Genomic DNA, 739 nt, shown 5'->3' on the forward strand with positions numbered 1-739 from the left:
TGGTTTACAATATGTCAGGTAAAGTCGATGAGATCGTTCAGTTCATCTACCGGGAAGTCAACAGTGAATCTTATGATTATGTGATATATGACCATCACTTTTTAGCGGGGAAAATTATTGCTGAAATGCTTGAGCTGCCAAGCGTTTCGTTATGCACGACATTTGCAATGGACGAGCAGTTTTCAAAAACGTTTACCCCGCAAGGCGACCTTGAAAGCTCGCCTTATTTTGAAAAATTGAAAGGAGCCCTCGGCGAATTAAGTGAGCGGTATCCTGTCAGTCTCGACAAGCCGTTTGACGTATTCTCCTGTCCGGGGGATATCACGATTGTCTTTACTTCCAGAGCGTTTCAGCCTCATGCCGAACGATTTGGAAGTGACTATTTGTTTGTAGGGCCGTCGATTGCGAGCAGGCAGGATCCGGGAAGCTTCCCGTTCGCCGAGCTGGAGGGGGAAACCGTCATCGTGATCTCGATGGGCACGATCTTTAATCAGCAAAAAGAGCTGTATCATATGTGTATCGAAGCGCTGAAAGACTTTGACGGCAAGGTGGTCATGTCTGTCGGGAAATCAACGGATCCTAGGGATCTCGGCAGCATACCGGATCATTTTATCGTGAGGCCGTATATCCCGCAATTGGAGGTTTTGAAACAAGCTGATGTATTTGTCACACACGGCGGTATGAACAGTACAAATGAAGGCCTTTACTTTGATACACCGCTCATCGTCATCCCGATGGG

General features: G+C 47.1%; 1 protein-coding gene. It reads left to right on the plus strand.

All coding sequences use genetic code 11. The features are described from left to right. Positions 1 to 739 (plus strand): glycosyltransferase (locus ACWHAR_RS26625; protein ID WP_452088370.1); only part of this gene is annotated, 739 nt, incomplete at both ends.

This window comes from Bacillus sp. LR--39 (assembly GCF_053613335.1).